This is a genomic window from Lactobacillus sp. HMSC08B12 (assembly GCF_001808415.1).
GTDB lineage: Bacteria > Bacillota > Bacilli > Lactobacillales > Lactobacillaceae > Lactobacillus > Lactobacillus delbrueckii.
Genome location: NZ_KV793117.1, coordinates 1 through 25,232, shown reverse-complemented (window position 1 = coordinate 25,232; position 25,232 = coordinate 1). Strand labels below are relative to the sequence as shown.

The following is a 25,232-nucleotide window of genomic DNA, read 5'->3' as shown; positions in this document are numbered from 1 at the left end:
GGGTGACATGAGCAAAGAAGTCGTGAAAAACTACATTGCTTCGCAGTACACGGTAGCCATGAAAAAACAACAGAATGGCAAATATGGCGAGTTGGAAAGAAAGAGAAGAAAGAGAAACTAAAAAACGCCCCAATGGGGCGTTTTTGCGTGCTTGACTCATGTCTAAAGACACGAGTTTGCGCACACTTTTTAATCAATTTAATTGAGTGGACTTCGGTCATGTTGGATGGCGTCTCGGGCCAATACAGAATATGGTTGGTAATCAACAAGTTTTTAAACTACAGGTTAAAACCATTTCTAGGCTACTTCGTTATTCATATTTGGGTGCGGCATTCAAAGTATGACCGCCTGCTGGCAGTATTGCTGCCGGGGAATGTTCTCTTCCAGCTTGCGTCAATTGCTACTGGCTAGACCTTTTCGATTGACCAGAATAGCCACTATCATCAAGGCCGTTATTACTACGTTTATTTCATTATCTGCATTATCGTGATGTTCGCGATTGTATCTGCCTATCACCAGTTTGAGCAAAAGACTTTCAGCGGCGACCGCCTCTTTATGTTCTATACCTTTTTCGTGGTTTTTCTGGGGATCGTGATCCAGGAAGTGAGCGGGGGAGCTTTGCGGACGACATCATTGACGATTGCGATCGGGATGTGCTTTTTGCTGAACCGCTTCAACAATTTTACCCAGAAGGTCAGCGATTTGAAGATCAGCCGGGACAATGTCGTGATGCGGACGGATATTATGACGGGGATAGTAAAAGCAAGAAGGTTGACAGTCCGCGCCTGCTTGGGTTACCTTAAACTTGTATTTAGGGGATAGAGGACAAGTTAGGGTAACTATTATGTTTACGATTTCGTTTTTGATTTTACTGATATTTTTAACTATTGTGGCCGTGCCGGTGGCGATCGCCGCTTTTCTGCTCAAGGTCTCATTTAAGATCCTGGGCTGGCTAATCGGCATCTGCTTTATTTTGGCCTTGCTGATCAGTTTGCTATTGATTAGCGTGATGTAGGAGCATTTTTATTTCAAAAAATATAGCAGCCATGGATTGCAAGATCGCTAGTTCATGGCTGCTTTTTTGTCGGTTATTTTAAAAGGTTGTTAACATCGGTTTGGATGTCATAGAGTTCGGTATCGACGTCCCCGTTCTGTAACGCGGTATTTAAACGTGAATTAAGCAAGTTGATCACTTCCGTATACTCTTTAAAACGCGGGGCGAGTTTGCCACTCTTCAGTAAATTATCCAGCTGCCAATTGTTCAAACTCTGAGAATCAGAGCCATATTGGTGGAGAACTTTCGCCGTTGCCCGGCTTTGGACAACTGATTTTAAGACTGAGCTCCCAGTTGAACTGGCCATCAGCTTTTGCTGCAACTCCTGGTCTGAGCAGAGCATTTGAATGAACTGCCAGGCCATTCGCTTATTTGCGCTGCTATTGGCAATCCCCCAGGAACTGCTTTCAATACTTGTGCTGCTGCTGCCTTTTAGACTTGGCATCTGACAGCAGTCGACTTGGAAGTTATAGGACCGGGTGACATGGTAGGGATAGGAGGTGTAGGTCCGGTACTGAGCCAGATAGATTGGTTCAAAAGCCACTTTCCCTTCGTCAAAAAGATCACTGGTTACGTTCATATTTCCCGCGTTAGCGTAAAGCTGCTGCATTAACTTGATTGCTTTGCTAAAGCGGCTGCTGGTCAAATTTATGCGGCGGTCGCTGATGTTAAAAGGCTCATCTTGATAAGCTGCTGCCGCGTTATACCAGTTAAAGTCACTGGTTGTCCCATAAAGCTTTTTCCCTTTAACCTTGCTGAGCTGGGTGCTGATTGCTTCAAATTCATCAACCGTTGGCTTAGATAACTTACTTGGCAGGCCATATTTTTCCAGCAGGCTTTGATTGTAGATCATCAGCTGGGGATTAGCTTCATAGGGCAGGGCGTACTGAGCACCCAGGTAGCGGTCACTGGATAGCAGCGGCTGATAAAAATTGCTAGTATCAAGCTTGTCGCTGTCAATAAACCGGTCCAAGCTGGTCAACACGCCTTCGGATGCCATTGTGGCAAAGTTTTCGTCGGGCACCAAAATAACGTCTGGAGTTTGTCCAGAAACGATCTTGCCGCTTAGCCAATTGATATAGTCTTTCTTGGTAATCCCAGTTTCGTATTGAATCTTAACGTCTGGATACTTACGGTGAAATTTTTTAATCGCGTAGTCGATCATCTGATAGGGCTTGCCACTTGGCGCGTCCCAGCTGCTGCCAGTATAAAAAGCAACCGTCAGCGTTTTTGACTTTTCCGCGTAATAATCACCTATAGCCGCAGAAGCCGCGCAAAGAAGGACGATCAGCAATAAAACCAGCCAAGTGGAATTGATGCGGTTACTGCTTGTCTGCTTGGTCATCGTTGATTACCTCGCTGGTGACGCCGCTTTGAATGGCCCAAATTGCCAGCTGGGTCCGGTCCCTCAGGTCAAGTTTGTCCAAGATTTTTGAAATATAGTTGCGGACAGTGCCTTCGCTCAAAAACAGCTTGGCCGCGATTTCCTTATTAGACAGGCCAAAGCCAACCTGCTGGATTACCCGGAGTTCATGCGGTGTGAAGTCCCGGGCCTCCTGGTCATTGACGCTGATTGCGTAATTGCTTTGCGCCATTCTGGAAAAGAGGGTGAAGACTTTCTGCGCGATATCCGGGTTGATCATGGCCCCGCCCCGGTAGACTGTTTCAATGGCCTGGTAAAGCTGAGCTGGTTCAACCCCCTTAAGCAGGTAGCCCGAAGCCCCGTACTTTAAAGCGCTGAAGATAAAATCATCATCATCAAAGGTCGTCAAGATAATCACCTTAATGTTCGGATACTTTTCCTTGACATACTTGGTGCAAACTGTCCCATCCATCTCCGGCATGCGGATGTCCATCAAAATGACATCTGGCTGCCGGACAGCGATTTTGTCCAGAACTTCTTTGCCGTTGCCGGCCGTATCAGTAACCTGGAACTTGCCGGATGCTTCTAGCACAATTTTCAATGAATCGCGGATGAGGGCTTGGTCATCTGCTACTAACACCTTAATCATATTTTCTCCTCCTCATTTTTACTGTTTTTTTGGAATCATTACGCTGACTAAAAATCCCTGGCTGCCATCAAAAGTAATCTTGCCGTTGATGATCGCGACCCGCTCTTTCATCTGGGTGATCCCAAAACCTGGCCGGATCATCTTCACCCCGGTTCCGTTGTCCTGGATATTGAGCAGGTAAGCTGCCGGAGTTTCCAAACAGTAAATATTAACTTTGCTGGCATGGCCGTGCCTTAATGAGTTAGTGATGGCTTCTTCAATGATTCTGAAGATGACATTCTCGGTTGTCTTTTCAAAATCGGGCTGCTGCCACTCATAGCTAAAATTAATCTGCAAGTGGGAGATGTCACTGTATTCCTGCAGCATTTTCTTAAGGGAGGCTTCCAGGGTATAGCCATTAAGGGCGCCGGGCCGCATTTGATTGAGCGTTTTACGGACATCTTTGATCCCTTGCTTGGTAGCAACCGATATTTTGTCTAACTGCTCTTTGGCGGCTTGCGGATTGATGTCAATCAGCATTTTGGTCGCGTCAACGCCGGCTGAAATACCTGTCAAGGCATGGCCAACGGTGTCGTGAATATCCCTGGCGATTCGCTTTCTTTCCCGGTTCTGGGCGATTTTTTCTGACAAGGCCGCGTAATTCTTTAATTCAAGATTTGTCCGGGCCGCCTGGGAAAGCTCTTCCTGGATATTGCGATCCTGGTTAAGCAGGTAAAGACCGTAAGCAGCGATAATACCGATGAAGCAGAGCAGGTTAAGCGTTGTTAAGAAATTTTTGATGATGATCAACTTGGTCCGGATTTTTACCGGCAGAAAGCTGATATAGCTGGTCAGATTTGGCATGTTCAAGAAGCTGCCCAAGATCGCGTAATCAGAGACTGAATAGAGCAAGAGAAAAAGCAGGGAGATGCTGACCCAAAAAGGCAGGTGGTGAATGTGGGCCATGTTCCGGCTGAATAGGAAGTAATCAACCAAGATTAGCAGAAAGAGACCATTGTAGCTGGTTTGCAAGGCAATATAAATGATTATCGACAAGAGGATTTCAATGATGAAGAATGACGCGCTGGAATTGACTGAATGACTGCTATGATGGCGAATTGTCATAATAGTTGCCAGAAGCAGCATGGTCAAATTAGCTGTCCAGAAAATAGCTACGGGAGAAAAGGGAATCCGGTTCAACTGGTTCAAGAACTGGTAGCTGAAATTGTGGTTGACGATATAGACCGAAGCCCCGTAAAAAATTGCAGAGATGTAAAGCACAATGATTGTATTCAGCCACATCATCGCCCTTCTGAATAGAAAGAGACTCTTGAGTTTTTGGGCCATTATTGTCTTTTGCTCCATTACTGCCACCCCGTCGTTCCGTAATGATTAAGATTGCCCCGGTCGATTATCTCAGTAGGTATGACAATCTTCTCTTTTACCTTTTCCCCCTTCAGTAAGCCGTAGATAGCCTTAGCACTGCTTTTGCCCATTTTGACCGGGGACTGGGCAGCAGTAGCTACCGCGTTAGAGTTCTTGCTGATCAGCAATTTCATGTTGGGGGAGCCGTCAACGCTGTAAACGTGGATTTTTTTATCCAGTTTTTGAGCAGCGATTGCTGACAGGGCCCCGATGGCGGCTTGATCGTTTAAGGCCATGACCGTGTCAAAGCTTTTACCTTTTTTCAGATAAGCCGTGACTTTTGGCAGAGCAATTTCTGACTGGCCAAAGGTCTCTAGCCGGTCGACTATTTTGTAGTTCTTCGCCTTTGAGCTATTAGAAAGCGTTGCGCAGAAGCCGCTGATCCGTTCTTTAGCAGAATATGCACTGGCCTGGGTCAAGAGAAGAATCTTTGCCTGTTTTTCCTTTTTAAGAAGGTAACGGGCGACCAGGGAGCCGGCCCGGTAATTGTCAGTGGCAATCGTGCAGTTAGCGTCTGCCCACTTCATTTCCGTGTCGACATTGATAATTTTAATGCCAGCTGCCCGCGCTTTTCTTAAAGCCTGGTGGATTTTCACAGAGTTGCCGTCGACTGGGGCAATGACGATCAAGTCGACTTTTTCCTTGATGAAATCATTAATCTGCTGGACTTGCTTGTCGACCTTTAATGCCGGATCCCGGGTGATCAAACGGTCACCATGCTGGTTGACCGAGTTGGCGATCTGTTCGTTCAAAATGACATAGAAGTTGTTGTTCATGGTCATGTAGCTGGTCCCGACTGTGTATTGCCGCTTGGTCCAGGGATGCAGATTTAGCAGAAAATATGTAAGTAGAATTAGACCGACAGTGGCGAAAGTGCTGCAGACCAGCTGCTTGCTAAACTTCCGCTTGTCATGAAAGGTCATACAATTTCCTCCTTAGTATTGAAACGTTTTAATCAAACACCTTAAGTAAATTATATGGAAAAATGTCACGTTAGTCATGTGACAAATGTCATATTTCTGCTTGCAAATAATGACAAAAAGCTAAGCTGGTGGGGTTGAACAAGTGACATCTTACACTATGTAAGCGATTGCTGGAATGATAAACTTATCTCGAAAGTTAAGCAAGGAGGTAAGAAAGTGAAATATGTACTTTTGGTCTCACATGGCAAATTTGCAGAGGGCTTGAAGACTTCTCTGGAAATGTTTACCGGTGACACGGAGCGTATATTTGCAATTGGCCTGCATAATGGGAAATCAGCTGATGACTTCAAGCAAGAAGTCAAGAGCCTGCTGGACCAGCACAAGTTTACCGCTGACGATGAATTTGTGATCTTGGCAGACTTGATTGGTGGCAGTCCCTTGACCAGCTTCTTGAGCGTGGCGGCTGATTACGGCCTGCTCGACCGGGCAACGATCTTGGGCGGGATGAACTTCACCATGGCTCTGGCAGTTGCTGTTTCCTTGGATGGAATGGACCGGGAGACATTGGCGGCTACTGCCTTGAGTGAAGCCAAGGAAGCCTTAAAGGAATACAAATTATCAGCAGACAGCGCTGATGACGATGATGATGAGATTTAACGAGGAGGAAGAAAGATGTCAGTTTCATTTGTAAGAATTGATGACCGGCTGATCCACGGGCTGATTACCACCCGTTGGGGGAAGGAACGTCCTTGTGACGGGATTATTGCTGTTAATGACAAGGCAGCAAAGAACAAGATTTTGAAAGAAGCCTATCAAGCAGCGGCCGAAGGGAAGAAAACTTTTGTCTGGACGATGGAGCACTTTTTAAAGGTGCAAGACAAGGTCTTGAACTCAGACACCCGTTACTTCTTGATTACCAAGAGTCCTCTGGACATGAAGAAGATCCTGGTTGACGAAGGCTTTAAGCCAAGCGACGTAAAGGTAGTCAACGTTGGTCCAGGCAATGACCGGCCAGGTGCGATCAAGCTCGGTGACAACCAGTCCTTCACCCAAGAAGAAGGGGATGCCTTTGAAGCGATCGAAAAGGCCGGCTACACGGTTGACTTCGCCTTATTGCCAGATCAAAGAATTGGTGAATGGTCAAAGTTTAAGTCAAAGTTTGGTTACTAAAAAGTTCTTTTTAAAAAGAGGGAGATTTTTAAAATGACAATTAATTGGTTCCAGGCTGCCATCTTGGGCTTGTTCGCATGTTTGTGTTCCAACTCATGTATGGCAGGGCAAGCAGTAGGTAACTACACGATTGGTCGTCCTTTGGTCGGCGGCTTGGTCTGCGGGATTATCTTGGGCGACTTGAAGCTCGGGATTGCCTGCGGGGTGGCCATGCAACTGGTCTACATCGCCTTGGTTACTCCAGGTGGTACCGTTTCAGCCGACGTCCGGGCAATTTCCTACATCGGGATTCCCCTGGCCATGGTGGCAATTTCCGCGCAAAACTTGAACCCGCTGAGTACTTCAGCCGCTAACTTGGCTAAGTCAGTCGGTACCCTGGTTGGTACGGTCGGCACTGTTCTATACTACGCCGTTGCGACGATGAACTTGGTTTGGCAGTCATTAGGCTGGAAGGACGTTGAAAACGGCAAGCTGGACAAGCTGTACTCAGTCAACTTCGGCTGGCCATGGCTGTCCCACGCTTTGTTCTCCTTTATCCCAACCATGCTTTTGACGCACTTTGGGGCAACTGCTGTTACTGCTTTGCGTAACGCTTTGCCAATGGACGGGATTCCAATGAAGACCCTGTTTACGGTCGGCGGGATGCTGCCATGTGTCGGGATCGCTATCTTGCTGCGGCAGATCGTTAACAAGCCAATGGATTTCGTGCCATTCTTGGTTGGTTTCACTTTCTGTGCATCCCTGCACTTGAACCTGGTTTCAGTTACGATCGTTTCCCTGCTCTTTGCCGCAATCATGTACGAAGTACAAATGGTCGAAAGCAAGCGGGTAACGGTATCAGCCGGCTCAATTGATGATGACGATGAGGAAGAGGAGGACATCTAATCATGGACAACGCTAAGAAACTGGACAAAAAGACTTTAAGCAAGTCATTCAACTTATGGTTCTGGGGGGCATTGACCTGTTTCTCCCAAGAACACATGCAGACTTTTGGATACATGGCTTCCATGCTGCCAATTTTGAAAAAGCTTTATCCAAAGCATGAAGACCAGGTCAACGCTATCCACGCTTACACGGCCTTCTTCAACACCAACCCAATGCTGGGTTCAGTGATCGTTGGTATCACGGCAAGTATGGAAGAAGCCCGGGCAAATGACCGCGGGATTGACGGTGAAACGATCAACGACATGCGGTCCGGTTTGATGGGGCCAATTGCCGGGATCGGTGACTCCTTGATCGACGGGACTTTGATTCCAATTCTTCTGGGTATCGCTTTAGGTATGTCCAATGGCGGCTCACCAGTCGGTGCCATCTTCTACATCATTGTTTGGGTACTTTTGGCCTACTTCGGCCAGCGCTTCCTTTACTTCCGCGGCTACCAGCTGGGGGACAAGGCGGTAGAGTTCCTGGTTGGTGAACAAGGCGCTGCTGTCCGCCGGGCAATTGGTACGGTTGGTGCCATGGTTGTCGGCGGGGTGCTGGCATCATGGGTTAACGTCACTACCTCTTTGAAGCTGTACAACTCAAACGGCAAGGTCTTCCTGGACCTGCAAAAGCAGCTGGACTCAATCTTCCCAGGGCTTTTGACCGTTTTGATCACTATCTTCTGCTGGTGGCTGATGTCAAAGAAGCACGTTTCAGCAATCTGGACTATGCTGATTTTGGTCGTAATTTCCTTTGTCGGTGTCCTGGTTGGCTTCTTCAACCCAGGCCTGTCCTACTAATATTCGTCCTTGCCGTTCTTAGACTAGAGAGGGATCTTGATTATGACTTTTGAAGAAATGCGTAAGGGATATCAAAACGAGGTAGCCTATCAAAAGCATATGTTAAGAAATCTGGGCTACTGGTTCCAGCTGGGCAGCATACTTAGCGGGAGCGGAATTGTCCTGGTCTACTTCTTCCATGCGAAAAATATTTTTCTCAATATTTTAGGAATCGCCTTGCTAGTGTTGGGGACGGCAGGGATGTTGCTATTTGGCTATGCTGGTTGGAAAGGCCAGCGGAATCTCCAAGCTCTGATCGATGATTATGAGCAAAAGCTTGATTACCTGCAAAAGCAGGTCAGTCATGGTAAACGCTAGTAGCAAATACTAGTTTACTTTTCCAACTCACTTTTACTAAACTCCTCAAAAACAGTAAAACGAGTTATAAACTACCCTATTTCAATTGCTTTGCAGTCGCTGGATGAGAGCCCGGTGGCAGCAGGGCAATTTTTTGTGCTTGTTGGAGTGTTAGATTGATTCTGTTTTACCTAATTTTTTAATGAGGAAGACGAGTGCGATTTTTGATAGATTCTGACGAAGAAAGTAAATTACTTTTTGCTGTAATTAGTTAGCCTGCGCCTTTGCGCGGGCTTTTCCTTTCCAAAAAAGGAGGACTTTGCGGTACTTCTTGAAAGTGCTTAAATTAAGTTGCTGAGAAAAATAATTTTGTGGTTGCTATATGAGCAAAAGAAAAATATGAATATGGAAAATACTAATTACCAAGGGCTGAGCAATGACGAAGTGTTTTGAACGGTCTTGAAGAATGATGAAACTGCCATGCGGGTGCTTCAGGCTATTTTCCCGGATGTGAAAAACTCTCAAGTGCTACTAAACACGGCAGGTTGTGAGCAAGATGAGGTCAATGGTCCGCTCGCGCAAGTGGTCGTACAGGATGAAGATGAGAAGAAGCACTTCTACTCATTGCGGATGGCAAAAGAGACCGACAATCTTGGCCTCCTTGGCCGTTATTGCACGTCTAAGATGGACATGACGATGTTCAGACTGATCGGTGAAGATTACTTCGATGAAGACTGTGGAGCGGTACTATTGTTCGGTTTTAATCCATATGGCAGCAACACGGTAAAGGTTGTTCACCAATTCCGCAGTACTAAACACCCAGATCTTATTTTGCCAGGCCAATGCCCTGTGATCATCATTAGCGGCAAGGGAGAAGAGGAAGGTGAATCAAGTGACATGAAGTCCTTGACTAATGTGATTTGCGGTGACTACAGTCTGGATGAGCCTCTTGCCGTATTCTTGAAGGAGAAAATCATTGCGGCTAACAAAAAGCTGAATTTGGTGAAATAAAAAGATGCTTAAAAGGCAATGTTTCTGAAATGCTCAACAAGATCATCGAAAAAATGGAGCAGGAAGAGCTCTTGGAATAGACGAAAGAGACTGGCAATTAATTTTGTCAGTCTTTTTTCTACTGAAAAGGGAATCATTTTATCCGGATTTTAAAAAAAGGAACTTTTTAACAAAAAATGAGATGAAAATGAAATTCTAACTTTACATTTTGACTTGCTTCAGTATAATAAAACTATCTCAAAAACAAAAAGTAAAGGATGGAAGTTAATAATGAAAGTAAAATTGAGATAGTTCACTTTATGGTGAAGCGGGTCTTTTCAACCGATCGATTGTGCTGCGACTTTTAAAGAAAGCAACAGATCAATCAAGAGAAAAGGACCAAATCACATGAAAAAGAAAAACTATATTCCCATGGTAATTACTAGTGTCGTTGCGGCTACTCTTAGCGCCTGCGGAAGCAGCAGCGCCAGCAGCAAGGCGACTTACCAAAAGTCGATCAGCTGGATGACCACGTCAGAAATTGAAACTATGGATCCCAACACTACTGTGGATACGGCAAGTGGGGAGCAAGAGACCAATACATTTGAAGGCCTTTTCCGCCTTAGGAAAAATGGCAAGGTTAAGCCAGGCATCGCCAAAACAGCAGCGGTATCTAAAGATGGTTTGACTTGGACGTTTACCCTTCTGAAGAATGCTTACTGGTCAAATGGTGAAAAAGTTACAGCTCAAGACTTTGTCTATTCCTGGCAAAGGGCGGTCAATCCAAAGACTGGTGCCGGAAACACGACAGAGTACCAGGTGATCAAGAACGCGGTCGCCATCACTGAAGGCAAGAAGTCCGCGTCTAGTCTAGGGGTAGAAGCCGTTGGCAAATACAAGCTCGTTGTCGAGCTGGTTCACCCAGTACCTTATTTCAAGACAACCGTTGCCAGCGGGATGTACCCGGTCAGCAAGACGGCCGTTGAAAAGTTCGGCAAAAAGTATGGCACGGCTTCGAAATATCAGTACTACGACGGACCTTTTGTTCAGAAAGGCTGGACTGGTTCAAACCTGACCTGGAAACTGGTCAAGAACAAATACTACTGGGACAAGCAAGCTGTCAAGCTGCAGACCGTCAACTACAGTGTTGAGAAAACGGCGTCAACGGACTACAACCTCTATCAGAGTAAAAAGCTCGACGCGGCTCTGCTTGACACTTCCGCGGCTAGCCAGCTGAAAAAGAGCGCGGGCTATACTGTGCGTGACCTGGATAACACCTACTACCTGAACTACAACATCAAGAAGGTGGCTATCTTCAAGAACGCTGATCTGCGGCGGGCAATTTCCCTCGCTATCAACCGCCAGGCCCTGGTCAATACAGTCGGCAGCTACAATAAGACTGCCCAGACCATGAGCTCAGCCAGCATGGCAATTGGCGGGCAGAACTTTGCTAAATACGTTGTAAGCCAGACTGACGCGGCTAAATACAGTAAGTACTCAAAAAAGCAAGCGCAAAAATACTTCGCCGCTGCTCTGAAGAAGCTGGGCAAAAAGTCTATTTCCTTCACGATCATGGGTGATGACGATGATATGAGCAAAAAGGCGGTCGAGTACCTGCAGAGTGCATTAAACGCGGCTTTTGGCAACAAGATTAACGTTTCCGTGAAGAGTCTGCCAAAGACCAACCGGATCAGCCACTTAATGAATGGAACTTACCAGCTTTGCTTCATGAGTCTAACGACTGACGCGCCAGACCCTTATGAATTCCTAAAGTACATGCACAGTGGCCAGACTTACAACTTTGGCTCCTGGAACAATTCTGCCTATGACAAGATTGTTGATGCTTCAAACAGTGCTTCCAGCGATAAAAAGCGGCTGCAGGAGCTGGCCAAGGCCGAGGAAATCCTGGCTAAAGAGCAGGGGATTACTCCGCTCTTCCACTTAAGCCAGGCCTGGATGATCAGACCAAATGTCCATGGGGTGGTCTTCACTGGCTCCGCCAACGACTTCAAGACTGCTTACGCGACGAGTGAAAGTAAATAAGATAATAAAATAATGAGGTGCTTCGGTGCCTTTTTCTTTTAAACCGAGTCTGGTAAAAAAGAAAATAAACTTTTTTAAAAAAGTCTTGAAAATTAATCTAAATCTAGTAACATGGGTAATATCTTAAAAGAAAATGAAAGAGAGGAATCCGAAAGATGACAGGTAAAGGCAAAATTTAGTTCAATCTTGAGAGCAAATTCTATTTCTTTGATTGCAACAGCTTCCGCGCGAATTATTGCCCTTTTGGGCAAGTAAAATATTTTTTCCGCGCGTAAACCGAGAAGTAAGAGCAACAAAGAAAGAGAAGAAGATCATGAACAAATTGCATAAATTATTAGTCGTAGCGTCATTAACTTTAACTGCTGGTGCTTTGTCAGCCTGCGATTCATCCTCAGCTTCCAAGGCTAAGCTGAAGTCTCAGCTCAACTGGATGACTACCTCAGAGATCGAAACGATGGATCCGTCCAAGGTAGTCGACACCACTGGCGTGGAGGAACTCAACAATGTTATGGAAGGCCTGTACAACCTGGACGCAAATTCCAAGTTGACTCCAGGCGTTGCCAAGTCCTCAAAAGTGTCAAAGGACGGCTTGACCTGGACCTTCTACTTGCGCAAGAACGCGCGCTGGTCAAATGGCGACCAGGTAACCGCGGCTGACTTTGTCTATGCCTGGCAGCGGACTCTGGATCCGAAGACTGCTTCTCAGCAAGGGAACCTGTATGACGGGATCAAGAATGCTGATGCAGTAGTGGCTGGCAAGAAAAAGCCAAGTTCATTGGGGGTCAAGGCTGTTGGCAAGTACAAGCTGGTTGTCAGTTTGGAACACAAGCTGCCATACATGAAGTATCTGGTAGCCAGCGGACTTTTCCCGCAAAACCGGAAGGCTGTTGAAAAATACGGCAAAAAGTATGGCACGGCTTCTAAGTACATGGTTTACAATGGAGCTTTCAAGCAAACTGGCTGGACGGGTTCAAACTTGAGTTGGAAACTTGTTAAGAATCCCTACTACTGGAACAAGAAGTCAGTCAAGCTGCAGACAGTTTCCTACAGTGTGCAAAAGACGCAGTCAACAGACCTCAACCTTTATCAAAGCGGTAAGCTCGACGCGGCCCTGCTCAGCAGCCAGGCGGCCAAGGCTATGAAGACCAACAACGCTTACACGGTTCGCCGGCAAGGGAACACCCAATACTTGACTTACAACGTATCTAAGTACAAGTTCCTGCAAAACGTGTGGGTAAGACGGGCCCTTTCAATGGCAGTTAACCGGCAAGCTTTGGTAAAGACGGTTGGCGGCGAAAACACTGTTGCCAAGACATTCTCCGCGCCAACAGTAGTAGCTAGCGGGCAAAAGTTCGCGGCTTACGTTGAAAAGCGCAACCCAAACAATGTCTACATGACTTACGACAAAAAGAAGGCTGCCGCATACCTGGCAAAGGGCTTGAAGCAACTGGGCATGAAGAAGCTCAGCTTCACCTTGACTGGCGACGATGACGATACTTCCAAGCAAACGACTGAATACTTGCAAAGCTGCTTTAAGGCCGCTTTTGGTGACAAAGTTGACGTTTCAGTATCAAATCTGCCAAAGACCACGCGGGTCAGCCGGATGCTTAACGGCCAATACCAAGTCACTTTAACCGGCTTGACCGGTGACTTCCCGGATCCTTACAACTTCTTGAAATACATGCTGACGGGCCAGAGCTACAACTTCGGCAAGTGGTCAAGCAAGGCTTTTGACCAAGCCGTTAACAAGTCACAAACCGCGACTGGCGCAAAGCGGCTCAGCTACCTCTTGCAAGCAGAGGAAGTTTTGACCAACCAGCAAGCTTTGACTCCGCTTTACCACATGGGCCAGGCCTGGCTTGTCCGGCCAACGGTTCACGGCGTTGTCTTTAACGGCGGTTCTTACTGGTTTGCCCACGCTTACGTTTATCAAAAATAAACAGTTGACTAGATTGATTTTCAAAAACTGAACGATTAATAACAGCAGAGAGTATAGAAAGAAGAGACTTCTTATGACCAAGACGACTTTTGTTAACTGTAATTTATTTGTTGGGACTGAAGATGAGGTAAAGGAAAATGCCTGGTTTACCGTTGATGAAGCGACTGGTAAAATCACTGAAGTCGGCCAAGGCGAGGTAAAAGCCGCTGACAAGACGGTAGATCTGGATGGCCAATATGTAATGTCAGGTTTGATCAATGCCCACACTCACATTGGGATGGATCCTTATGCTAAGCGGGCGTATCCAGAAACTGAAACTAGCACGACCGTGGCAGCTTTGGAGAATCTGCGGTCAGGCCTGCAAGGCGGGGTGACTTACCTGCGCAGCTGCGCGGTTGGCTTTGACGTCGACATCAAGTTGAAGAGGGAAAGAGCGCAGCATCCTTTTGAAGGGCCGGGGATCATGCCATGTGGCCGGGCAATTTCAGTAATTGGCGGTCACGGAGATGCCAGAAATGGCGAAAACAACGAATTTGAGTCATCCTGGCTGGTTAATGGGCCAGATGAAATGCGCAAGGCGGTCCGGACGCAATTTAAGCTGGGGGCAGAAAACATCAAGTTGATGGCTACTGGCGGGATCATGTCAACGACTGACCAAGTTGATGATACGGAATTGACTTTTGAAGAAATCAAGACGGCAGTTGAGGAAGCCCATTCCAAGCACATGACGATTTGTGCCCATGCTCAAGGAGCGCAAGGGATTCACTATTGTGTTGAAGCTGGCGTTGATTCAGTAGAACACGGCTTCTACGTGACTGACGAAGACATTGAGACCATGAAGGAGAAGGGGATCTTCCTTTCACCAACTTTGATTGCTGGTTACCAAGTGGCCAATCTGCCAGATGACGCGCCGGATTTGACTCTGTTCTCAATTCAAAAGATGCGGAATGCTTTGGATGACTTTTACACTCATGTAGGCCGGGCGATCAAGGCTGGGGTGAAATTGGCTTTGGGGACTGATGCAGGTACTCCAGCCAACCCATTGAATCAGACTTGGAGGGAACTGGTAGAACTTACCAGAGCCGGGGCAAGCAACTATCAAGCTTTGCGGGCCGCTGGCCTGGGCAGTGCTGAACTGCTGAAGATCGACCAGAAATACGGCTCACTTGAGGTGGGTAAGTATGCCGACTTCCTGGTATTGAAGGACAATCCACTGCAAGATGTGGCAGCGGTTGGTCAAAGCGATAAGCAGGTTTACCAACACGGACAAAGAAAGTTTTAGCTCACTTAACTCTAGACATATTTCTGTCTAGAGTTTTATTTTTTTGGAAAAAGAAACTGGCGTTCGGGAAAATGCGGCGGTAGAATAAGGGCAGAAACAGAACGTGAGTACGGTTTAGGGATGAGGAACAGGAGGCAAGTGATAGCCACCTGGAAGACCAAGCCCAGGAAAAATTTTTAAAAAATAGCAGGATATGCGATAATTTTGGGCCAAACAGGCAAGTGGATGGGGAGAAACTGGGTGAAGAAAATGGATGAGCGAGGATACGTAATCGTCGATAAAGAAACAGGTTTGTATTTCGCGAGGAACTGTTCTGAAAGATATACTGTCAACCTTTGGCAAGCGTCTAAATACCAAGAAGAAAAATACGCCCAGAGAATGCTGGATATGATAAAGAGGAGTCCGGCTACCTATAAAACCGCAAAGCCCGAGAATCTGAGCTTGCAGCTCTGTAATCTCAAAGGTCTGAAAGAAAAAACGCCAGAGGAGCTGCTGTCAAGGGAGCAGGAAGAAGAACTTCAAGCTTTCATGCAAGAGATCGGACGGGGCACGACATATGACAAAATTAGTAATTTTTGTAAGAATCCCTTGTTTATCGAGCCTTTGAGAAAGCTGATGCCATACAGTCAAGACTTGAGTACAAAATTGGTCAAGTTCGAGCGGAATCAACGGCTTGACCGGCGCAAGTACGAGGATGCCTTGAATCTGCTTGAGTTACTTTATCCTAAAGGGTCGGTGACGACAATGGAAGAGAGAAGGCGGCAGTATGTGAAACGGGTCGTTAAAATTCAGACTGAGCGCCGATTGTATGTTGTCAGAACGCAAGAAGTCAGTGAGTCATTTTCCAGCCTTTTCAAAGAAAGAGGCGGAATGATGTATTTGGCAATGCGCAGGCCGCTGCCGGGCAAAGTTGCTGGGTTAAACTGGCTAACGGAAACAAGGAGAAAAGTCTCCCAGCTGCTGTAGCCGGGAGAAATTAAGTGAAGTTGCTACCTTATATACAGTGCATGTATCAGATGACGCTAGGAAATTTTAGGGGGTAAAACGATGAAGTCAGAAGAAGAAATTGCCAGAGTCGAATTGGACGCGGGGCTTAAGGAGGTTGACGATGGTGACAAGAATGAAGCATTGGCCAAGCTTGCGTTTATCTTTAGCCTGGAATTGATGGAGAAGAACAATCTGAGCCTTACTGAGCAAGAGGGGACGCAGTTAGGGATGGCTTTGACAACGATCATGGTAAACATGACAGAGCATGGGCGGCTTGCACCAGGGTAATTGCAGGAACTTTTAGCTGCGAATAATATGAGTGAAGAAGAGTTTGCGGCAAGAGAGTTTGAAATGGAAATAAGCAAGTTTCCTCGTGACATGGATCCAGTTGTTTTGGCGACGTATGCTTTTGCCAGAATGAAGAAGCTCATGGAAGAAGAGTTTCCGATCTTTGAAGATGACGATTATGCGCACATGGCCTCGGTACAGATTACCGTTTTGGCAGATATGCTGCAGAGCGGGATTTTGAGTTACAACGATCTGTATCAAGAGACGCTGGAAGTAATCGAACAACTGCTTGGGTAGGAAGAAGGAGAAATGATGATTTTGATGGACAGTTTGGATGAACTGTATGAGATTGTTGACAAGACGACTAAAGAAGATGAGCTGGTTAACGACTTTACTATAAAGTACGGGTTGACGTTGCTCGAGCAAGGAATAAGCTGCATTTGCTCCAGGCTTTGATGGAATCGAAGAATTTGTCTGAAGAAGAAGCAATGAAGGCATTAGGATACACGCCAGCTTCGGTAGAAAGATGCAAACAGGTAATTGCTGATTTAGGGCAATTAAAGGAAACAGACGATAAATTTAGCGATAAGAAATTGCACAATGAAGAAATGATTTCTGTTTTGGATTCAATCATGACCATGGGCGGAGGGGATGACCTCCAAGAAGTCATTGAAGAACTCACTAATGAAGATCCAAATGGCAGCACAAGCATGAATGAAGTATTTACCCAACATATAGTAAAGAGAATTGCCAGAGCAAAGGCAGAGCAAAATCAGCATGCAGTTGACTATCTGATGCAGTCTATGAATCTCGATAAGAGTCAAGCAGAAGCCGCAATAGGACTGGATGCTGAATAAGTTCATTTGTTGCTAGTCATTTAGATTTTGCAGATATCCGTTAAGTTGCTGCTGATTACAGAGAACGACCACTTTGCTGGGATATTCGTTCTGGACTCGGACATATCGGTCTTGGATATTTTTTGATCGGCCATCCCAAAGAATCCACTTGATGAAGTCAAAATCCAATTTTTCATCGCAGCCTACTGCCATATCAGGCCGGGTCTTCCCTTTGTAGGTACGATAGCGGTTGATGCAGCGAAGCAGGCAGTCTTTTCTACTGAATAAGAGTTGGATAATGATGTCCGCTTCAATGATTCTGCGTTCATAGCTGAGTTTGTTGTAGTTTCCATCGATGACCCAGCCGCTAGGATTATCGTTAAGAAAAGTTTGGACGATCTTGCCTTGTTCTTCCGTTGATCTCGTTTTCCAGTTTGGCAAAAATTGGACGCTATCCAAGTGAAGAACGGGAACTTGGTACAATTCACCTAACTTGCGGGATAGAGTTGATTTTCCAGAGCCACTGTAACCCATTACTGCGATCTTCATGATGTGTTCCTTTCGGTATTCTTTTGATATTATTCAATATTATATCAATTCAGCTACACAGTAGCTAAATTATACCCATGGATCATCAAACTTTCTTTAGTTTCCTTGATGATTTGTATAGGACTCGAACTAAAAACTAGTGGAGCAATGCGAATGTATTGGGTCTATGGGCCGGACAGGAAGTCCATAACAATTGAACCTCACCCGGAAGATAAGAAAAGCGGTGCATATTCTCGAATTCCACTATCAGACCTACCTATGGTCTCACGGTAGATGAGATCCAAAGAAAGATTGATCAAGTAGTTTCTGTTGGTACTAAGTCGGAAGTTGAATACAAAGTTACGCCTTATAAAACGATTCAGAAGTATGAACCTAATCTGCCAAAGGGGACTACGATAGTTACAGGCGGGGAAAATGGCTCAACAAAAAGTATCACGCCGTCATCGGAACCAAGGAAAGCAACTAATCTGTAGTTTAATCAAACTCCATACTAACAAACCGCATCCAGCTCATGGGATGCGGTTTTGCGATCAAAGGGACTATAGATTTCACGTATACCAATATACAAGCTAAGTATTCGCCAAAATTATAGCTAAAGGCTACAATAATTATTAAAGAACGTTAGCGGATTTTTACACAGAAAGCGAGAAAAAATGAAAGCAGCATATTTCGTTAAAAAAGGCCTGGTTGAAGCCCGGGAAGTTGAAGATGCAACACTTGAACAAGACACCGACGCGGTTATCCGCATAATTAGAGCTTGCGTCTGCGGGTCAGACCTGTGGTGGTTCAGAGGCATTTCTGACCGGCCTCAAGGCACAGTTGGCCACGAAGCCATCGGTGTCGTAGAAGCAGTCGGTGACAAGGTTGACAATGTCAAGGTCGGCGATTTCGTCATCGCTCCGGTTACCCACGGCTGCATGAAGTGTAAGATCTGCAAGGCTGGTTTTGACGGCAACTGTCCAAACGTGGAAGTTGGCGGCAACAAGGGTTACCAATCTGAAAAGCTGCGTTTTAAGAATGCCAGCGCCTTGGTAAAAATCCCTGGCCAGCCAAGCGACTACACTGAAGAGCAATTGAATGACCTGTTGACTTTGTCAGACGTTATGGCAACTGGCTACCATGCTGCGGCTAGCGCGGAAGTTAAGCCGGGGGATGCAGTAGCAGTTATCGGTGACGGCGCGGTTGGTTTGTGCGGGGTTATCGCAGCCAAATTGCTCGGTGCTGAAAAGATCATTCTGCTTAGCCACCACGAAGACCGGGCAGCCTTGGGCAAGGAATTCGGTGCAACTGACATCGTCAGTGAACGTGGTGAAGACGCGGTAAAGAAGGTTTTGGAACTGACTGACGGCTACGGCGCTGATGCTGTTTTGGAATGCGTTGGGGCAAGCAGCTCTATCGATCAGGCTGGTCAGATCGCCCGTGCTGGTGCGGTTGTCGGCCGGGTAGGGGTTCCGCAAAAGGAACCTGAAACAAACAAGTTCTTCTGGAAGAATGTCGGCTGGCGCGGCGGGACCGCTAACGTCACTACTTACGACCAGGAAGTCTTGCTGGGCGCTGTTTTGAAGGGCGAAATCCACCCAGGTAAGGTCTTCACTAAGAGTTTTGACCTTGATCATGTGCAAGACGCATATGAAGCGATGGATCAACGGCAAGCAATTAAGTCATTGCTGGTCGTGGCAGACAAGTAATTTTTTAAAAAAGGGCATTGGGCGATAAAAATGGCAGAAAAACAAACTGTAGGCCGCGATCGCTTGGGCAAGTTGGCGCCGAAGTTCGCGGAGCTGAACGATGACGTTTTGTTTGGGGAAGTTTGGTCAAGAGAAGACAAATTGTCGGCGAGAGACCGGAGCATGATTACTATTGCGGCGCTGTTTTCCGCAGGCTTGTACCCGCAATTGAAGGCCCACTTGGAGCTGGGCAAAAAGCATGGGATCACCAAGGAAGAAGCAGTGGAGATTGTTACTCAGCTGGCCTTCTACTGCGGCTGGCCTAAGGCGTGGAGTACTTTCCCTTTGATTGAAGAAGTCTACGGGGACTAAATCAGAATATACAAAAAGATCGTCAGACCACATGGGTGGAATGACGATCTTTGTTTTTACAGTTTACTTGTACCGGGAAGGAAGGGTGAAGTACTTTCTGTTGTATGCCGCGGCAATCCGTGGATATACATTGCCACCCTTAAGAGAGTAGGGCCAACTGCCGATTAAAAAAGTGCCGCTTCCAACAGGCTCAAATCTTGATCATATCTGAATGAGATAAAATTGCTTTTATTATAAGTTACTCGTGATTTTGTAGTTCTTTCGTAAGGACTTATCAATCTTCTTGATGGCTACGAAATTCCTCTAATCGTATTTAGTCTAATCATGATTATTATAATCGTAATTAGAAGTACTTGCCAGAGGGATCAAATTATAGTTGCCAATTGACGAAAAAAGCATCCCCGCGGGGATGCTTAAATCAGAGTAGTAGTTAATTTTCAGCGGCAAACTTACCGGCCAAGCGGCCTAAAGTGTCGGCGTGGCTGGCGGTCAGACCAGGTACATGGTCCGGGTATGATCCAAAGAAGAAGCCGCCGGCACAGTTGCCAGCCGCGTAAAGGCCAGGGATGACACTGCCGTCTTCACGTTCAACTTCCATCTTGGTGTTGACTCTCAGCCCGTCCAGCGTTGCCAGCATGCGGCCGCCGACGAAGGCACCATAGTATGGCCCTTGGTCAATCGCGATCATGCGGTAGGCTTCCTTGCCGAAGTCTTCGTCCTTACCGGCGTGGCAGAGCTCATTGTAGCGTTCAACTGTCGCCTTCAAGATAGCAACCGGAAGCTGTAGCTTTTCTGCAAGTTCTTCAATCGTATCAGCCTTTTGCACCAGACCAGTTTCCAAGTTGCTTTGAACTTCATTTCTGGCCAGTGGACCGTCAAAAATCCCCGGCCATTCAAAGCGGGAGCAACCTAGGGTGTGCACTTGCGCCAGCTTTTCGTCTGTCATGCTTTCTTCATTCCAGATCATTGCCTGCAGGTAACCTGGCTGCCGCAGGGCAGCATTCATCGCGAATTGATATGGTGAGCTTTCGTTATAGAAACGTTCACCTCTGAGGTTGACCCGCAGGAAAGGATAACTTCCCAGCCAGAGGTAACCCGGCTTGCCGACGGTGCTAAGGCCGATCTTGTAAAAATTCTTGGCGTTGGTGCCGACTGGGACGCTGCCGCGGTTGAAGACGATCGAAGCTGGCAGTTCATCTTTAGCTGCCCCTACTTCAAGTCCGGCCACAATCCCTGAACCATCGTCACGTGGACCGTCTTCGTATACAGTCGTCTTCAGCCCGCTTAGGTTCCACTTTTCCATCAGTGCCAGATTTGCGCCATAACCCCCGGTGCAGAGGATGACCCCCTTAGTTGCCTTGATTTCGTAAACCTCATCAGTTTCGACCTTGCGGACCTTGACCCCAGTTACAGCTCCATTTTCGACCGTTAAGTGCTCCAAAGCCGTGTGCCAGCGGAGCTCGCAGCCCATGTCTGCCAGTTTTTCAAGGAACCACTTGCCCCAGCCCATGGCCCACATGGTTCCTTCAGCATTGGTAACTTCATTGCCGCTTGGGAAGGCCCGGTTCATTGGTGTTTCATAGTAGGCGTCAGCAGTGGCCTTCATGTAAGCCCCGTGCGGGCGCAAAACGTTATCATCCAGCCAGTCAACTGCTTCAGCACTGTTTTCAGCCCAAACGTTAAGGAGCCGCTGGTCGGAGTTGTCCTGGTTGAATTACATGATATAGTTGACCAGTTCCTGTTTGTCAATGTTAACACCGGCAGCTTTTTGTGCTTTTGAGCCGATTGAAGCAACGGTATTGCGGAAAAGATAAGTAGTATCGCTACTCTTGTCGATAACTAAAACTTTAGCTCCTTTTTCCCGGGCAGCCGCTGCAGCCATTGCCCCGGCGTTACTTGCACCAACAACGATTACGTCATAGATCGCTTTTTCTGTCATGATGAAATTCCTCCTGTTACTTATTATGGTAACGCTGCCTTTGCCTGGCGGCTAAAAAGAGTTAGAATAAGGGCTATAACAGATTGGAATGGCCTATGAACACTACACAAATCAAATGCTTTATCTCACTGGGTAAGACCCTTAACTACACGCGGACGGCTGAGGAGCTCTTTATGTCCCAGCCGACGGTCACTAAAAATATTCAGAAACTGGAAGCGGAACTGGGGGTACAGCTGGTTGAGCGGGAGAAAGGGCGGGTAAGCCTGACCGCTAATGGCCGCTTTTTCTGGCAAAAGGTCTGCGCGGCCGACCAGATTATCTCGTCTGCCATCAGCCAGATGAGTATTCAAGAACACCTGGCTGATCCGCTGACGATTGGTTACACCAACGTGCCCTTTGAGCGGGCATTTTTGCCAAAGCTGATCACGTATTTAAATAAGCAGGGCTTCCAGTTAAAACTGCAGAACCTTAATCCCAGCAGCAAGGCAGTGACTAAGGCAGTGGACAATGCAGTGGACAATAAGGAGGTTGACCTGCTCTTTTTCCAAGAAGACCTGTTCAAAAGTCACCGGGAATTGGCCTACACCCCACTCTTTAGCGGCGGCTTTTCAGTGATTGTTCCTAAAGAAAGTGACTTGAATAAGTTTAACCGCCTGACCCTGCCGCAGCTGGCTGGCCAGCGGCTGGTCCTTTGGCAGGGGGTGGAGCAGATACCAGCGATCAGTCAGTTGAAAATGATTTTAGAGCAGGATTATCCGCAAGTGGAACTGGTTGAAATGGCAGAAATGTCAAATCTGCTAATTTATGTGGCAAGCAGCCAGTCACTCGCAATTGTCCCTAACTTCCTTTACGATCCAGACAGCCCGGACTTCCAATATATTCGCCTGGAGGTTCCCCTGCAGTTTAACTATAGCGTGGGTTACCGGCGGGAATTTGCGGACCGGCCTTATTTTACCCCGCTAATTAGGGCGATTCAGCGGGTGGTCCGGGCTGAGCAGAAGCGGTGGAACCGGCAGGACCTGGCTGAGTAATTTTTTTGAAAAAGCTCTTGCAATTATCTGGGGAGAAGCTTAAAATGTAATCAACTTCAAAAGAAAAGACAAATTTGGAAAGGAACGATTAAAATGACTGTAGGTAAACTTTGGCAAGACTGGCGTGACTAAGTGAGGCTGCATGTTAAATGGTGTAGACTCACTGATTGCAATAATCTAGGGAGTCTATGCCAGGACAATCGTTTCTGAAGAAATCAAAGGACTGTTTGGCATAGTTGGTCAGATAGTCTTTTTTTGTACTCAAAGTTAGATATACATGTATAGGCTCCCACATAGCAGAATTAGAAATAAATTAAAAAATAAACTATCAAACAAGGAGAACTATCATGACTGAAGCAACTGCAGAAAAGAAGGAAATGTTTTACGGCGAATTTGGTGGCCAGTACGTGCCAGCTGAAATCCAGGCAGCACTTGATGAAATCGCGGAAGAATTTGAAAAGGTGAAGGATGATCCGGACTTTAACGCCGAACTTGACCAGCTGCTGCGCGATTACTCTGGCCGGTCAACTCCGCTTTACTTCGCTGAATCATTGACCAAACGCCTGGGTGGGGCCAAGGTTTACCTTAAGCGTGAAGACCTCAACCACCTGGGTGCCCACAAGATCAATAACGCCTTAGGCCAAGTCCTAATCGCCAAGCGTCTTGGCAAAAAGCGGATCATCGCTGAAACTGGTGCTGGCCAGCACGGTGTTGCCACTGCAGCTGTAGCTGCCCGCTTCGGGATGAAATGCACTATCTACATGGGGGCTAAAGACTGTGAGCGGCAAAGATTGAACGTCTTCCGGATGCGCCTCATGGGGGCCGAAGTCAAGGCCATCACTGCCGGCACCCAAGTCCTGGAAGATGCCGTTGCCGCAGCCTTCCAAGACTTGGCCCAAAACCTGGACACTACCTTCTACCTGGTCGGTTCAGCCGTTGGTCCATACCCATACCCGCAAATGGTCGAACGTTTCCAAAGAGTCATCAGTAAGGAAGCAAGACAACAATTCCTGGACCAGGTTGGCCGCCTGCCAGATGCCGTCATTGCCTGCGTAGGGGGCGGCTCCAACGCTATCGGGGCCTTCGGTGAATTCATACCGGACAAGGAAGTCCGCTTGATCGGGGCAGAAGGGGCCGGCAAGGGGGCTGACACTCCGGAAAACGCCGCAACCTTGACCAATGGCAAGGTCGGTATCAATGACGGGATGAAGAGCTACGTTTTGCAAGATGATGAAGGCAATATCTTGCCAGCTTACTCAATCTCAGCTGGTCTGGACTACCCGGGCATCGGGCCAGTTCACTCCTTCCTTAAGGATAGCGGCCGGGCAGAATACTACCCAATAACTGACGATGAAGCAGTTGCCGCCTTCAAGCTCCTGTCTGAGACTGAGGGTATCATCCCAGCCTTGGAAAGCTCTCACGCCTTGGCGCAAGCCATCAAGATGGTACCGGAAATGGATCCCGACCAAATTGTCATGGTCAACCTGTCAGGCAGAGGGGACAAGGACGTTAATCAAGTTGCCGCCTACCTGGGTGAAGAAATTTAAGTAATTTAATATACAAGACCGGAAAGAGACCCCATTCTCTTTCCGGTCTTCTTTTTTGTCTGGAGATACGCAAGAAATTATATTGTTATCACTTTTTCCTCCTAATAATTAGAACATTTTTACAGCATCCCTCCCATGGAGAAATCTGTGGGGCAGGGGATGCTGTTTTTGTTTGGGCTTGCTAAAGCATTAGAAATAGATTACAATTAAACGGATTACCAAGGTGTCATTTCTGATGAGAGCATCCCGCCGCACAGCAATGTACAGGGCAGGGATGCTTTTTGTTTGGAAAACTTCTGTTCTTTTAGATCATGCTAAAATACAACTCTTTTAGATCATGCTAAAATACAACTAATTCCCAGCTGGCAAAATTAAAAGACCTATTAGACACTGGAGCGATTACACAGGACGAATTCGACACTAAAAAAGCACAAATACTTAATCTATAAACCACCCGAGGTATAACCATGTCATATGAAACTTACGAGTTAGCAGTTAAACCCATCAATGAAGCCATTCAATCTAGAGCAGCTGAACTAGTGGCCAAAGTTAAAACTACCGCCACTGCTAATTCCAGCGACCTATCAAAGATGGTATTTGACGATGATTTCATCTTTTTTAGTCAAGACGGAGCATCTGTACTCACAAAAAGTGAGAACTACGGAATTAAACTATTTTCGTACGGTAAAACAGACGTCTACTATGAGCCTATAAACGATCGGTTTGTTTACTATGAATTTGATAGTGATTTCGGCTATACAATGTCTCATGAAATTGAAGAGTCAGTATTGACTAAGATATTTGAAGACATCTCGCTATATACTGCAGCTATGCACGTTGTGGGTGTGGATGAAGTTACAACCGCTTGTTTAAAGTTTCGCCAGGGCGTCTTAGACCGACTGAAATAGACACAAAAAAAGCTCATCCCCTGCCGGCAAGCTAATGGGATGAGCTAGTGTAGCGTCATGATGATATTTTGGAAGTGGTGTGCAATTCTGGTACAATCTCTGTAGTATATCTATCAATTAGCTATGGAGGTTTATCAACCATGACACCTACTTCTAAAAAACACATTGTCAAATTGTCCGATGACGATCTCAAGCGACTTGACAAAATTCTTCGCCAGAAAAATACGAGTG

The 25,232-nt window shown here is 46.6% G+C and carries 26 protein-coding genes and 1 pseudogene; 21 read left to right on the top strand and 6 right to left on the bottom strand.

Going from position 1 to position 25,232, the window contains the following annotated elements; all coding sequences use genetic code 11:
• Nucleotides 1-489: 489 nt before the first annotated feature.
• Together HMPREF3168_RS02060 and HMPREF3168_RS10270 are read left to right on the top strand one after the other, a co-directional pair.
• Nucleotides 490-822 (top strand): hypothetical protein, encoded by a 333-nt coding sequence (locus HMPREF3168_RS02060; RefSeq protein ID WP_070488257.1) that lies wholly within the window; start codon nucleotides 490-492, stop codon nucleotides 820-822.
• A 22-nt stretch (nucleotides 823-844) separates the two neighbouring features.
• Nucleotides 845-1,015 carry a hypothetical protein gene (locus HMPREF3168_RS10270; RefSeq protein ID WP_002878430.1) on the top strand — a complete coding sequence of 57 codons (171 nt, stop codon included), beginning with the start codon at nucleotides 845-847 and terminating at the stop codon, nucleotides 1,013-1,015.
• Nucleotides 1,016-1,088: 73 nt separating this feature from the next.
• Here HMPREF3168_RS10270 and HMPREF3168_RS02055 read toward each other — a convergent pair whose 3' ends face one another.
• The 4 genes from HMPREF3168_RS02055 to HMPREF3168_RS02040 all read right to left on the bottom strand — a co-directional run bounded on the left by HMPREF3168_RS02055 (nucleotide 1,089) and on the right by HMPREF3168_RS02040 (nucleotide 5,393).
• The gene (locus HMPREF3168_RS02055) at nucleotides 1,089-2,399 is read right to left on the bottom strand and encodes an ABC transporter substrate-binding protein (protein WP_070488255.1); all 1,311 of its coding nucleotides are present in this window, start codon (nucleotides 2,397-2,399) and stop codon (nucleotides 1,089-1,091) included.
• On the bottom strand, nucleotides 2,377-3,066 hold the full coding sequence (locus HMPREF3168_RS02050; RefSeq protein WP_070488252.1) for a response regulator transcription factor: 690 nt from the start codon (nucleotides 3,064-3,066) through the stop codon (nucleotides 2,377-2,379). The genes HMPREF3168_RS02055 and HMPREF3168_RS02050 overlap by 23 nt, the downstream gene beginning before the upstream one ends.
• Nucleotides 3,067-3,084: 18 nt before the next feature.
• The gene (locus HMPREF3168_RS02045) at nucleotides 3,085-4,347 is read right to left on the bottom strand and encodes a sensor histidine kinase (protein WP_246825668.1); all 1,263 of its coding nucleotides are present in this window, start codon (nucleotides 4,345-4,347) and stop codon (nucleotides 3,085-3,087) included.
• A 62-nt stretch (nucleotides 4,348-4,409) separates the two neighbouring features.
• Nucleotides 4,410-5,393, bottom strand: coding sequence for a substrate-binding domain-containing protein (locus tag HMPREF3168_RS02040; protein WP_070488247.1), 984 nt, complete (start codon nucleotides 5,391-5,393; stop codon nucleotides 4,410-4,412).
• Between the two features lie 216 nt (nucleotides 5,394-5,609).
• Between HMPREF3168_RS02040 and HMPREF3168_RS02035 the strand changes: the two genes are divergently transcribed.
• From HMPREF3168_RS02035 to HMPREF3168_RS01975, 13 genes are all read left to right on the top strand, one after another.
• Complete coding sequence (locus HMPREF3168_RS02035; RefSeq protein WP_070488245.1) at nucleotides 5,610-6,050, top strand: PTS sugar transporter subunit IIA; 441 nt, start codon at nucleotides 5,610-5,612, stop codon at nucleotides 6,048-6,050.
• Between the two features lie 15 nt (nucleotides 6,051-6,065).
• A complete protein-coding gene (locus HMPREF3168_RS02030) occupies nucleotides 6,066-6,563 on the top strand; it encodes a PTS sugar transporter subunit IIB (protein ID WP_070488244.1) in 498 nt (165 codons plus the stop codon).
• Nucleotides 6,564-6,596: 33 nt separating this feature from the next.
• Nucleotides 6,597-7,448, top strand: coding sequence for a PTS mannose/fructose/sorbose/N-acetylgalactosamine transporter subunit IIC (locus HMPREF3168_RS02025; RefSeq protein WP_070488243.1), 852 nt, complete (start codon nucleotides 6,597-6,599; stop codon nucleotides 7,446-7,448).
• A 2-nt stretch (nucleotides 7,449-7,450) separates the two neighbouring features.
• Nucleotides 7,451-8,287, top strand: a complete 837-nt coding sequence (locus HMPREF3168_RS02020; RefSeq protein ID WP_070488240.1) for a PTS system mannose/fructose/sorbose family transporter subunit IID — start codon at nucleotides 7,451-7,453, stop codon at nucleotides 8,285-8,287.
• Nucleotides 8,288-8,329: 42 nt separating this feature from the next.
• A complete protein-coding gene (locus HMPREF3168_RS02015; RefSeq protein WP_070488238.1) occupies nucleotides 8,330-8,644 on the top strand; it encodes a PTS fructose transporter subunit IA in 315 nt (104 codons plus the stop codon).
• A 438-nt stretch (nucleotides 8,645-9,082) separates the two neighbouring features.
• Nucleotides 9,083-9,634 (top strand): hypothetical protein, encoded by a 552-nt coding sequence (locus tag HMPREF3168_RS02010; RefSeq protein WP_148129875.1) that lies wholly within the window; start codon nucleotides 9,083-9,085, stop codon nucleotides 9,632-9,634.
• A 387-nt stretch (nucleotides 9,635-10,021) separates the two neighbouring features.
• Nucleotides 10,022-11,656, top strand: coding sequence for a peptide ABC transporter substrate-binding protein (locus tag HMPREF3168_RS02005; protein WP_070488234.1), 1,635 nt, complete (start codon nucleotides 10,022-10,024; stop codon nucleotides 11,654-11,656).
• A gap of 313 nt (nucleotides 11,657-11,969) precedes the next feature.
• Complete coding sequence (locus tag HMPREF3168_RS02000) at nucleotides 11,970-13,595, top strand: peptide ABC transporter substrate-binding protein (protein ID WP_070488231.1); 1,626 nt, start codon at nucleotides 11,970-11,972, stop codon at nucleotides 13,593-13,595.
• A 73-nt stretch (nucleotides 13,596-13,668) separates the two neighbouring features.
• Nucleotides 13,669-14,877 carry a metal-dependent hydrolase family protein gene (locus tag HMPREF3168_RS01995; protein WP_070488230.1) on the top strand — a complete coding sequence of 403 codons (1,209 nt, stop codon included), beginning with the start codon at nucleotides 13,669-13,671 and terminating at the stop codon, nucleotides 14,875-14,877.
• A 249-nt stretch (nucleotides 14,878-15,126) separates the two neighbouring features.
• The gene (locus tag HMPREF3168_RS01990; RefSeq protein WP_246825669.1) at nucleotides 15,127-15,843 is read left to right on the top strand and encodes a hypothetical protein; all 717 of its coding nucleotides are present in this window, start codon (nucleotides 15,127-15,129) and stop codon (nucleotides 15,841-15,843) included.
• Between the two features lie 81 nt (nucleotides 15,844-15,924).
• The gene (locus HMPREF3168_RS10265; protein WP_070488228.1) at nucleotides 15,925-16,152 is read left to right on the top strand and encodes a hypothetical protein; all 228 of its coding nucleotides are present in this window, start codon (nucleotides 15,925-15,927) and stop codon (nucleotides 16,150-16,152) included.
• Between the two features lie 27 nt (nucleotides 16,153-16,179).
• Complete coding sequence (locus HMPREF3168_RS10260; protein ID WP_168161983.1) at nucleotides 16,180-16,449, top strand: hypothetical protein; 270 nt, start codon at nucleotides 16,180-16,182, stop codon at nucleotides 16,447-16,449.
• A gap of 158 nt (nucleotides 16,450-16,607) precedes the next feature.
• Nucleotides 16,608-17,009, top strand: coding sequence for a hypothetical protein (locus HMPREF3168_RS01975; RefSeq protein ID WP_070488223.1), 402 nt, complete (start codon nucleotides 16,608-16,610; stop codon nucleotides 17,007-17,009).
• Nucleotides 17,010-17,021: 12 nt separating this feature from the next.
• Here the strand turns inward: HMPREF3168_RS01975 and HMPREF3168_RS01970 are convergent, their stop codons facing one another.
• A complete protein-coding gene (locus HMPREF3168_RS01970; protein WP_070488221.1) occupies nucleotides 17,022-17,537 on the bottom strand; it encodes a DNA topology modulation protein in 516 nt (171 codons plus the stop codon).
• Between the two features lie 653 nt (nucleotides 17,538-18,190).
• On the opposite strand from HMPREF3168_RS01970, the gene HMPREF3168_RS01965 reads away from it, so the two are divergent.
• Together HMPREF3168_RS01965 and HMPREF3168_RS01960 are read left to right on the top strand one after the other, a co-directional pair.
• Nucleotides 18,191-19,225: a zinc-binding dehydrogenase gene (locus HMPREF3168_RS01965; protein ID WP_070488218.1), complete on the top strand. Its 1,035-nt coding sequence runs from the start codon at nucleotides 18,191-18,193 to the stop codon at nucleotides 19,223-19,225.
• A gap of 30 nt (nucleotides 19,226-19,255) precedes the next feature.
• Nucleotides 19,256-19,576, top strand: coding sequence for a carboxymuconolactone decarboxylase family protein (locus tag HMPREF3168_RS01960; RefSeq protein WP_070488216.1), 321 nt, complete (start codon nucleotides 19,256-19,258; stop codon nucleotides 19,574-19,576).
• Nucleotides 19,577-20,006: 430 nt separating this feature from the next.
• Here the strand turns inward: HMPREF3168_RS01960 and HMPREF3168_RS01955 are convergent.
• Nucleotides 20,007-21,515, bottom strand: a pseudogene (locus tag HMPREF3168_RS01955) (FAD-binding protein).
• Between the two features lie 95 nt (nucleotides 21,516-21,610).
• Here HMPREF3168_RS01955 and HMPREF3168_RS01950 point away from each other — a divergent pair.
• From HMPREF3168_RS01950 to HMPREF3168_RS01940, 4 genes are all read left to right on the top strand, one after another.
• On the top strand, nucleotides 21,611-22,546 hold the full coding sequence (locus HMPREF3168_RS01950) for a LysR family transcriptional regulator (protein ID WP_083289575.1): 936 nt from the start codon (nucleotides 21,611-21,613) through the stop codon (nucleotides 22,544-22,546).
• Between the two features lie 347 nt (nucleotides 22,547-22,893).
• On the top strand, nucleotides 22,894-24,093 hold the full coding sequence (gene trpB / locus HMPREF3168_RS01945) for a tryptophan synthase subunit beta (protein WP_070488212.1): 1,200 nt from the start codon (nucleotides 22,894-22,896) through the stop codon (nucleotides 24,091-24,093).
• 362 nt (nucleotides 24,094-24,455) lie between these two features.
• Nucleotides 24,456-24,542 carry an SHOCT domain-containing protein gene (locus HMPREF3168_RS10905; RefSeq protein WP_083289577.1) on the top strand — a complete coding sequence of 29 codons (87 nt, stop codon included), beginning with the start codon at nucleotides 24,456-24,458 and terminating at the stop codon, nucleotides 24,540-24,542.
• Between the two features lie 18 nt (nucleotides 24,543-24,560).
• A complete protein-coding gene (locus HMPREF3168_RS01940) occupies nucleotides 24,561-25,001 on the top strand; it encodes a hypothetical protein (protein ID WP_070488210.1) in 441 nt (146 codons plus the stop codon).
• Nucleotides 25,002-25,232 lie beyond the last annotated feature (231 nt).